Here is a 9,025-nt window from a genome sequence, read left to right on the forward strand (position 1 = left end):
AGAACGAGTGAGCCGTGGGTTGGTCACCGCCGGACGAGTGGTTCACGCCTCCGGTGCGGTGAGGGCGCGGGCGTAGACCGCCATCGACCGCTGGTAGCGCGGCAGATGCGGGGCCAGGGCGCCGAGCACCAGGGCGAGCCCCTCGCGGTCCCGGCCGAGGGAGGACAGGCACAGGGCGAGGACGGCGCGGACGGCGTCGTCCAACTCGTCCGACGGCGCGTCCAGTTCGGGCGTGAGCAGGCGGACACCCTCCGCCGCCTGCCCGGTGTTGCGCAGCGAACTCGCCAGCTGGATGCGGGCCCGGCGGCCCCGGTACCCCGACAGGCCGCGGGCCAGCGCCAGCCGGTACAGCGGCACCGCCCGGTCCGAGTGGCCGGTCGAGTCCCAGGCACAGGCCGACTCGAAGGGGCCCAGCGGGCTCTCGGCCGGCAGCTCGGCGACCAGGCCCTCGATCACCCCGCGGAACTCCTCCGCCCGCTCCTGCGGATAATCGGCGAAGGACGCCCAGGCGGCGGCCACGCGGTCTTCCCAGTCCTCGTTCACCGCGCCACCCTCGCACACGAGTACGCGGCGCGGCGAGGGATTTGAGCGCGGGGGAGCCGGGAGCCGTATCCGTGGACGCCGGGGCACGCCCGGCGCACCGGACCCGGAGGAACAGATGAGGTTGACAAGGCTGCTGCTCGGCGCCGCCGCCGTGACGGCGCTGGCGGGCTGCGCCCCGGACGGTCGCACCGAGGCGGTGCCGCCCACCGCCACCGGCAGCCTGGAGCACCTGGCCGCCGAGGTGCGCTGCGCGCCGGACATGCAGACCGACGCCGACGAGATCCGGCAGGCCATCTGCCGCAACGACGACGGGCGGTTCATCCTCGCCACCTTCGCCACCGACCGCGGCCAGCGCGAATGGATCAACGACGCCAAGGACTACGGCGGCCACTACCTCGTCGGCCGCAAGTGGGTGGCCGTCGGCGACGACGGGGTGGTCAAGGCGTTGCGCGGCACGCTCGGCGGCGACCTGGAGACCGGCACCGACCACCACGCGCACGGCGGCTGATCCGGCGGCGCCGCGGGCACGGCGAAGGCCGGTGACGGGAGGGGGTCTCGTCACCGGCCTTCTGTCATGCGCCCCTCGGAGGGATCAGGAGCAGTTCTGGCCCCGGTTGAGGCAGTTGGCGATCCTGTTGGCCAGTCCGTTCTTCGTGATGCTGATGAAGTCGTCGTGGTCCGTGGCCGCCTTGTGCAGCTGTTCCGGGAAGCCGTCCACCGCGTAGGCGTTCTTCACCTGGCCGTTCTGCACGGTGGGCGGGGCGATGTCGTACACCAGCCGCATCGTCAGCTGCGGAATGGCCTTGAAGCCGTTCGGGCAGACCCCGCTCGCCGGGTCGGGGAACGCGACGTGCGTACGGTGGTTGGCGCTGTCGGTGTTCTGGCCGTCCCAGCAGCTCTGGAAGGCGAACGTGCGCACCACCTTGCTGCCCTGCGGGCAGATCGGGTACTGCTGCGTCAGCTGCACCTTGTTCTCGAAGCCGGTGCAGCTCCAGTGGGCGTTGGCGTTGGCCAGGCCGTTGGTGGTGGTCTTGGCGTCACCGGTGATGATCCGCAGGAACTGCGGCATCGCGACCACCTTGGCGGCCGGGCTGCCCACGTACTTGATCTGGGCCTGGGACGGGGTGAGGATCTTGCCGACGTTGCCTTCCTTGCCGCCGCCGTCCTTGTTCTGGTCGAAGTCCTGGCTGCCGTCCTGGACCCGTACGACCGGCCAGTAGTACGACGACAGGTCGCTCCGGTTCTGGCAGCTGGTGCCGCCCTGGAGGAACGTGTTGTTGCTGGCGAAGGCGTCGATCTTCTGGTTGCCGACGTAGTCGTGCAGGTGGTGCGCGCCGTTGGTCACGCCGGGCGCCACGATCACGTTGTCGGTGTTGTGGTTCTTGTTGGCGTTCACCCCGCAGCGCGTGGTGAAGGTGCCGGTCGAGGCGTTGCCGCTCCGGCGCGGCTTGCCCTGGACGTTCGGCGCCACCTTGGTGATGTCGACGAAGTCGGCCGCCGCCGGACCGTTGCCGGCCTGGCCGCCGACATTGCCCTGCTGCTGGCCGTTCTGGCCCTGCTGCTGGCCGCCGGTGTTCTGCTGGCCGCCGTTCTGCTGCTGCCCGCCGGTGTTGTTCTGCTGGCCACCGTTGTTGTTCTGCTGACCGCCGTTCTGCTGGCCGCCGGCGTTGGTCTGGTTGGCGGCCTGCGTCGTGCACGCGGCGAGCTGCCGGAGCGCGTCGTTGAAGGAGCCGCCGACCCGCCGGATGTCGATCCGGATCCGGTCGATCGTCGCCGCCCGCTTCTCCTTCAGGGGGCCGACGATCGCGTTCTGCACGAAGCTCGCGTCCCTCGACTGGGCGTTACGGGTGGCGGCGAGCCGGGTGTAGGCCTCGGTGATCTGCTTGTCGAGGTTGGCCAGCTCCGTCGCCACGCCCTGCCGGGCCGCGTTCGGCACGTTGGTCAGCTTCTGCCCGACATCGGGGCAGGAGATGGTCGCGACCTGCGCCGTCGCGGCCTTGGTCTGGTTGCCTCCCCACGTCTGATGGTCCGGCTCGTGCGCCGAGGCGTAGAAATTCGCCCAGATCAGCCCGCCCCCGCCGAGCGCTAGGGCCGCCGATGCGGCTATGGCCTTGGTGGCCAGCGGCGTACGGCGTTTTCGTGTGTTGCGTCCCATGGAACTCCTCTGACTTCCTTGCGGGGCAGCATCGAGGCGCCCGACAGGAGTGAAGCGGCGCCCTTCCATACGCACGCCGCCGCCGAGGTGTTCAGCCCTCGCGCCGGTTCTTCACCGGACCACCACGCGATCCGCGTCCCAACAGGCGTTTGACCAGCGGAAGTTCCGAAAAGAATCAGCGGTCGCGGTCCAGGTGGGCGAGCACGGCCAGAACGCGCCGGTTGTCATCGTCCGACACCTCCAGGCCCAGTTTGCCGAAGATGTTGGAGGTGTGTTTCGCAATGGCCCGTTCCGTCACCACCAGCTGGGCCGCGATGCCCGCGTTGGACCGGCCCTGCGCCATCAGCTCCAGCACCTCCCGCTCGCGCGGGGTGAGCCGGGCCAGCCCCCGGTCGCCGGCCGACCGCCGCGACAGCAGCTGCTGGATCACCTGCGGGTCCATCGCCGTACCGCCCGCCGCCACCCGGCGCACCGCGTCCACGAACTGGTCCGTGTCGAACACGCGGTCCTTGAGCAGGTAGCCGATGCCGCCGTCGCCGTCGGCGAGCAGCTCGCGCGCGTACAGCTGCTCGACGTGCTGGGAGAGGACCAGCACCGGCAGCCCGGGCCGCTCCCGCCGGGCCGCCAGCGCGCACTGGAGACCCTCGTCGGTCTGCGTCGGCGGCAGCCGTACGTCCACCACCGCCACGTCCGGCGCCGACTCGGCCAGCGCCCGCGCGAGTTCGGGGCCCGACCCGACGGCGGCGGCGATCTCGAAGCCGTAGGCCTCCAGCATCCGCACCAGTCCGTCGCGCAGCAGGAACAGGTCTTCGGCTAGGACAACACGCACGGGATCTCCATGGTCACCATGGTGGGACCGCCGGCGGGGCTGCTGACGGCCAGGACGCCGTCGAATGTACCGAGCCGCCGCTCCACACCGGCCAGCCCCGAGCCGGGCCCGGCCGCCGCGCCGCCCTGCCCGTTGTCCGTGACGGTGATCCGCAGCCGGCCCCCGTCGTGGTGCACGTCGATCCAGATCCGGTCGGCCCCGGAGTGCTTGACCGCGTTGGTGAGCACCTCGCCGACCGCGAAGTAGGCGGCCGACTCCACCGGCGCCTCCGCCCGGCCGGACAGCTCCACCGACACCTCCGCGGCCGTCGGCAGCCGCAGCGCCAGCGCCCGCACCGCGTCCCCGAGTCCCCGTTCGGCGAGGACCGGCGGGTGGATGCCGCGCACCAGGTCGCGCAGCTCCTCCAGGGCCTCCGCCGAGTTCCGCCGGGCCTGGGCTAGCAGCCCCTTGGCCCGCTCCGGGTCCCGGTCGACCAGCGCCTCGATGGTGCCCAGGTCCATGCCCATCGCGACCAGCCGGGCCTGGGCGCCGTCGTGCAGGTCCCGTTCGATGCGGCGCAGTTCGGCGGCCGAGGTGTCGACCGCGTCCTGCCGGGTCTCGGTCAGCACCCGCACCCGCTCCACGAGTTCCCCCTGGTCGCCGCCGAGGACGGCCCGGGTGAGCCGGAAGTGGGCGAGGAGCAGCCGGGGGGCGAACCGGTGGGCGAGGACCAGCACCGCGGCGCCGAGCGCGGCGGCGAGGAAGGCGGTGGCCTCGCCGGTGACCGGCACGAAGGCGTACCAGTAGGTGTCGGCCGGACCGGAGACGTACGCGCGCCACAGTCCCGCCGGCAGCAGCAGTCCCTGGAGCGGGAAGAACAGCACCAGGGCCGGGAGCAGGGCGGTGAAGAAACCGGCCGTCGCGTCGACCAGCAGCCAGCGCACGTCCCGCCAGGTCTGCGGGTCGCTGAGCAGGGTGCGGGTGCGCGTCCAGGGGCCGGCGCCGTCCGGGACGGGCCGGTACGCCACCGGTATGCGCACCCCGCACCACTCCTCGGCCAGCCGGCGCCGGGTGTCCGCGTAGCCCCTCAGCACGCCGAGCATCCGGGGCGCCAGCAGGAACCCGAGGCCGACCGGCAGGAGTTCCAGCGAGACCAGGGTCAGGATGAGGCACAGCAGCGTCACCGGCAGCATCACCAGGGCGAGGACGAGTCCCCGTACCGCTGCCAGCACCGCCTGCCGGGCGCGGCCGCGGAAGTCGTCCTCGTGGGTGTCCGTTTCCATGACGCCAGTCTGTCCGGCGCGGCCCGCCCGGTCACGGGGCGGAGCCCCACGTCAGGGGGTGGTGCCAGGTACACCCCCGGCGCCCGCCAGCACCCTGGCCTCCACCCGCGGGTCCAGGCCCGGCGCGGGGCGGTCCGGCCGCGGCGGCACCGTGCCGCCGGCCTCCGTCATCCACCGCCAGGTGTCGGCGACCGTCTCGGCGACGGGCCGGCAGACCAGGCCCGTCGCCAGCGCCCGCGACACGTCGGCGCCGTACACGGCGGTGTGCAGCTCGCTGTCCGGCGGCACCCACACCGGCAGCTCGGTCCACGGCTCGATCCCGGCGCCGAGGATCACCTCCGGGTCGGTCCAGCGCAGCTCCGCCCGCGCGCCGGTCACGCGCGCACAGGCCCGCAGCAGCTCTTCGGTCGTGGTGTGGCCGAGCGGACCGGCCAGGTTGTACGGTCCGCCCAACTCCCCCTCCACGGCGCCCAGCAGCCAGTCGGCGAGGTCACGCGCGTCGACGTACTGGACGGGCAGCCCGCCCGGTCCCGGGGCGAGGACCGGGCCGCCGCGGGCCATCCGGTTCAGCCACCAGGGCAGCCGGCCGACGTTCTCGTACGGACCGAGGATCAGCCCGGCCCGTACCAGCAGGGAACCGGCGGCGCCGAAGGCCCCGACGGCGGCCAGTTCACCGCCCCGCTTGTCCCGGGCGTAGTCCGTCGACTCCGCGCCGGCGGCGGCACCCTCGACCAGCGGGGCGTCCTCCGCGTCGCCGGCCACCCGGGGCCAGGCGTACACCGACCGGCTGGAGACGTACACGTACCGCCCGGCCCGGCCGCGCAGCAGCCGGGCCGCCGCGTCCACGGCACGCGGCGCGCCCGACCAGGTGTCGACCACGGCGTCCCAGCCGCCGCCGGCCGCGGCGAGCGCGGCGAGACCGCCGGCGGCGGTCCGGTCACCGTGCAGCACCCGCGCGCCCGGCGGCGGCCGGTGCCGTCCCCGGTGGAAGACGGTCACCTCCCAGCCGCGCCCGAGCGCGCCCTCCACGACGGCCCGCCCCACGAACTCCGTACCGCCCAGCACCAGAAGTCTCATGCCGGGAGAGTGCCCCGTCCGGGGGCGGACCGGAACCGGACTCTGCCGAGGGCAGAGCCAGGACCTTTCGTTCGGATTAGGCCGGCCATGCAGTGCGGTGCCTGTCAGCCCACCTGCGCGTGCCGGGCCCCGCGACGCCGGGATGATCCGAACGAACAGGCCCTGGGGTCAACGGCCCGTCGGCGGGGTGTACTTGTAGCCGACGCGGCGCACCGTCTGGATGGTCTGCCGGTGCTGGGCGCCCAGCTTGCGGCGCAGCCGCGCGATGTGGACGTCGACGGTGCGGCCGTCACCGACGTGGCCGTACCCCCACACCGTGGTGACCAGCTGGTCGCGGGTGTGCACCCGGTGCGGGTGCGCCACCAGGTGGGCCAGCAGTTCGAACTCCAGGTAGGTGAGGTCGAGTTCGCGACCGTTGACGCTGGCGGTGCGCTGCACGGCGTCGATCCGCACCAGCGGCTCGGTGCCTCCGCTGTCCCCGGTCTCGTCACCGGGCTCGGTGTCCCGCTCGGCCGTCGGCCGGTCCGGGACCGCGACCGGCAGGAACGGGGGCCGCTGGTCGGCGGGGACCAGCACCAGGTAGCCGACCATCGGCGGCTGGCCGGGCAGGGTGGGCAGCGTGTGCTGCGGCGCGGGCAGCCAGGTGGCGCCCGGCGGCAGGAAGTCCGCGACGTCCACCACCTCGTCCCGGTCGACGGCGCGCAGCCGGTGCCGGGAGGTGTTCTGGGCGGGGGAGTCGACGGTGGCGGTGGAGAGGGAACGGGTGGTCGCCATGAGAGGTCAGCTCTTTCGCGCGAGAGGTTCGTCGGGCAGGACGGCGGCCGCGATTCGTGGTCGGGCGCGCCGGGGACGTACGTCGTTTCGCGCTGGCCGAAGGCCGGGGGTACGGCTTTAGAGGGCCCGCGCGTTCATCGCGCGGCAACACACACGGTCGAAGTCGTGGTGTTGGCGGGAAGGCCAGAACGGCTCGAGGTCGTGACGACCCGTCGCGGGGATCTTCTGGAAGCCGACCATGGGCCCATTGAAGCAGAGGCGCACGTCCGGAAGGAGTCTCCTCTCACTGCTTGGACGCTTCCTTGGCATGAAATTGACGTTGCGCGCGACCACGGCACCGGACGAAACCACTGGTCACAGGCGTGATGATCGGTTCGGACGTCCGGGAATCCGTCTCACTGTCCGGACGGTACGGCCACCGCCGGGGGCGGTGGAACGCGTGAGGGGCGCCCGCCGTGACGGCGGGCGCCCCTTCGGTGCGGGCGGCGGTCCTCCAGGCGGCACCGCCGTCCTTCACCGGCGACCGGGCCGGGGTGTCAGCCCACCTTCTCGATCACCGCCCGCCGGATGAGGAACTTGCCCGGCTCGCGGACCTGTTCGAACGCCGCGTTGTTCAGCAGCACGCAACTGCCGGAGACGGACGTCACCTTCACCGTGGTCGACTTGTTGTTGTCCAGGTTGGTGACCTTCAGCGTCGTCCCCGCCGGGAACTGGCCGCTGGACGCGGCCGGGGCGCCGCCCTCACCGGAGAGCGTCACGGTGGACCCCTTGCACACCTGCTGGCCGGCACCCTGCTGGGCACCTCCCGCCGGTTTCCCGGCGTCCCCGGCCTGCTGGCCCGCGCCCTGCTGCCCGGCGCCCTGCTCGGCGCCTCCCGCCTGCTGGCCGGCACCCTGTTGGGCACCCCCGGCCGGCGCCGACTGGGAGTCCTGAGCCGACTCCCCGACGGTGCAACCGGACGCCTTCTGCTGGACCTTGATCTGGGCGATGACCGCCTGCCGGTTGGCGATCCGGGCCGCGGACTGCGCGTCCGGGTTCGCCTTCTGGCCGTCGATGAACTTCTGGTTGTTGCCGAGAGCGGTGGCGAGCCCCTGGCAGACCGTCGTGTCACCGGCGGAGAGCGTCCTCGCCTGCGGTGGCTGCGCGGCGCCGGACGTGCCGGCCAGCGCGAAGGCCCCACCGCCCGCCACCGCCGCGGCGCCGACGAGCAGCGCGATCTTCTTCTTCGTACCGGGACTTCTCCTGCGCGACATGCGCGCCTCCTGAAGAGCTAGGGGAGCGTACGCCGCTATGTACGAGATACCGAACGAAGTGACTCAGTGGTCCGGGTGCCGACTCAAGTAACCTGGATCACAGCGGAGTTGAGAAGCGTTCAGCTCCCGCTGCCGCGGGACACCGCCTCCCGTACGGCCTCCTCGGTGCGCCCGACAAGGGCGGTGCCGTCGTCGGCGGTGATGATGGGCCGCTGGATCAGCCGGGGGTGCTCGGCGAGGGCCGTGATCCACCGGCCCCGTGACGCCTCGTCCCGCGCCCAGCCACCCATCCCCAGTTCCTCGGCGACCGCCTCCTGGGTGCGGGTGATGTCCCACGGCTCCAGGCCCAGCCGCTCCAGCACGGCCCTGATCTCGTCCTCGCCGGGCACGTCCTCGAGGTAGCGGCGGACGGTGTATTCCGCCTTCTCGGCGTCCAGCAGGGTGAGCGCGGCACGGCACTTCGAGCAGGCCGGATTGATCCAGATCTCCATGCGGCACACCGTACCCGGCTCCGCCTCTGTTCGAATTCGCGGCGCCTCGTCAGCCCCACCGCCACCTGCCGTGACGGAGCTCCAATTCCCGTCGTCACCTGCGGCTTTGTCGATGTCCATGCACCCCCGGTTGTCAGTGCCCGGCAGTAGAATGGAAGCAGTGTTCGAGGGTGGACGCCGGGACCCCCGGCGGTCGCCCTGACCGCGACAGGAGGATGCCCGTGCCCGCTGCCGCCCTGAGGCCGAAGCCGTTGCCGACCCAGTCCACCGCCCAGCGATCCGTGCTGTTCGACTCGCCCTACGAGCCCGTGGTCAAGCGCCCCCTGCCGGCCGGACGGCCGCGCGAGTGGTACGTCGCGCACAACCGGCGCCTGAAGGCCATGCGCCTCGCCATAGCCCTGCTCGACTCGGGCGTCCATCAGCCGGGCGAGGCCCGGAACGAGACCATCCACGCCACGGCGGAGCGGATCGGGATGCGTCCGCCGTCCGACACGACGTGCCACATGGTGCGGGCGCTGATGCGTTACTCCCGCTGAGCCGCCCCCGGCCGCCGGGGGCCCCCCCCCGGGGGGGGGCCCCCCCCCCCCCCCCCCCCCGCCCCCCCCCCCCCCCCCCCCCCCCCAAACACAACAACCCAACCC

10 protein-coding genes are annotated in these 9,025 nt (G+C 72.7%); 2 read left to right on the top strand and 8 right to left on the bottom strand.

Annotation, left to right across the window (positions count from 1 at the left end; translation table 11 throughout):
* Positions 1-42 precede the first annotated feature (42 nt).
* Positions 43-561 (bottom strand): tetratricopeptide repeat protein, encoded by a 519-nt coding sequence (locus tag ACIQVT_RS07585; protein ID WP_403749013.1) that lies wholly within the window; start codon positions 559-561, stop codon positions 43-45.
* Between the two features lie 97 nt (positions 562-658).
* Between ACIQVT_RS07585 and ACIQVT_RS07590 the strand changes: the two genes are divergently transcribed.
* Entirely contained in the window at positions 659-1,051 is a 393-nt protein-coding gene (locus tag ACIQVT_RS07590) for a hypothetical protein (protein WP_403749015.1), read from the top strand.
* 84 nt (positions 1,052-1,135) lie between these two features.
* Here ACIQVT_RS07590 and ACIQVT_RS07595 read toward each other — a convergent pair whose 3' ends face one another.
* The 7 genes from ACIQVT_RS07595 to ACIQVT_RS07625 all read right to left on the bottom strand — a co-directional run bounded on the left by ACIQVT_RS07595 (position 1,136) and on the right by ACIQVT_RS07625 (position 8,384).
* Complete coding sequence (locus ACIQVT_RS07595) at positions 1,136-2,698, bottom strand: DUF1996 domain-containing protein (protein ID WP_403749017.1); 1,563 nt, start codon at positions 2,696-2,698, stop codon at positions 1,136-1,138.
* 175 nt (positions 2,699-2,873) lie between these two features.
* Positions 2,874-3,527: a LuxR C-terminal-related transcriptional regulator gene (locus ACIQVT_RS07600; RefSeq protein ID WP_403749020.1), complete on the bottom strand. Its 654-nt coding sequence runs from the start codon at positions 3,525-3,527 to the stop codon at positions 2,874-2,876.
* Positions 3,512-4,789: a sensor histidine kinase gene (locus ACIQVT_RS07605; RefSeq protein ID WP_403749023.1), complete on the bottom strand. Its 1,278-nt coding sequence runs from the start codon at positions 4,787-4,789 to the stop codon at positions 3,512-3,514. The genes ACIQVT_RS07600 and ACIQVT_RS07605 overlap by 16 nt, the downstream gene beginning before the upstream one ends.
* A gap of 51 nt (positions 4,790-4,840) precedes the next feature.
* Positions 4,841-5,866: an NAD-dependent epimerase/dehydratase family protein gene (locus ACIQVT_RS07610; RefSeq protein ID WP_403749025.1), complete on the bottom strand. Its 1,026-nt coding sequence runs from the start codon at positions 5,864-5,866 to the stop codon at positions 4,841-4,843.
* 168 nt (positions 5,867-6,034) lie between these two features.
* On the bottom strand, positions 6,035-6,640 hold the full coding sequence (locus ACIQVT_RS07615) for a winged helix-turn-helix domain-containing protein (RefSeq protein ID WP_403749028.1): 606 nt from the start codon (positions 6,638-6,640) through the stop codon (positions 6,035-6,037).
* Between the two features lie 536 nt (positions 6,641-7,176).
* A complete protein-coding gene (locus ACIQVT_RS07620; protein WP_403749031.1) occupies positions 7,177-7,893 on the bottom strand; it encodes a hypothetical protein in 717 nt (238 codons plus the stop codon).
* 119 nt (positions 7,894-8,012) lie between these two features.
* On the bottom strand, positions 8,013-8,384 hold the full coding sequence (locus ACIQVT_RS07625; RefSeq protein WP_403749033.1) for an arsenate reductase family protein: 372 nt from the start codon (positions 8,382-8,384) through the stop codon (positions 8,013-8,015).
* Between the two features lie 221 nt (positions 8,385-8,605).
* Here ACIQVT_RS07625 and ACIQVT_RS07630 point away from each other — a divergent pair, with 221 nt between their 5' ends.
* Positions 8,606-8,920 carry a hypothetical protein gene (locus tag ACIQVT_RS07630; RefSeq protein WP_403749035.1) on the top strand — a complete coding sequence of 105 codons (315 nt, stop codon included), beginning with the start codon at positions 8,606-8,608 and terminating at the stop codon, positions 8,918-8,920.
* Positions 8,921-9,025 lie beyond the last annotated feature (105 nt).

The organism is Streptomyces sp. NPDC100445, assembly GCF_044759735.1.
Lineage (GTDB): Bacteria > Actinomycetota > Actinomycetes > Streptomycetales > Streptomycetaceae > Streptomyces.

Bases quoted from the DNA above. Each gene is read 5' to 3' on its own strand.
- ACIQVT_RS07590 (WP_403749015.1), top strand. From the start codon at position 659: ATGAGGTTGACAAGGCTGCTGCTCGGCGCCGCCGCCGTGACGGCGCTG.
- ACIQVT_RS07610 (WP_403749025.1), bottom strand. From the start codon at position 5,866: ATGAGACTTCTGGTGCTGGGCGGTACGGAGTTCGTGGGGCGGGCCGTC.
- ACIQVT_RS07620 (WP_403749031.1), bottom strand. From the start codon at position 7,893: ATGTCGCGCAGGAGAAGTCCCGGTACGAAGAAGAAGATCGCGCTGCTC.
- ACIQVT_RS07615 (WP_403749028.1), bottom strand. From the start codon at position 6,640: ATGGCGACCACCCGTTCCCTCTCCACCGCCACCGTCGACTCCCCCGCC.
- ACIQVT_RS07625 (WP_403749033.1), bottom strand. From the start codon at position 8,384: ATGGAGATCTGGATCAATCCGGCCTGCTCGAAGTGCCGTGCCGCGCTC.
- ACIQVT_RS07605 (WP_403749023.1), bottom strand. From the start codon at position 4,789: ATGGAAACGGACACCCACGAGGACGACTTCCGCGGCCGCGCCCGGCAG.
- ACIQVT_RS07595 (WP_403749017.1), bottom strand. From the start codon at position 2,698: ATGGGACGCAACACACGAAAACGCCGTACGCCGCTGGCCACCAAGGCC.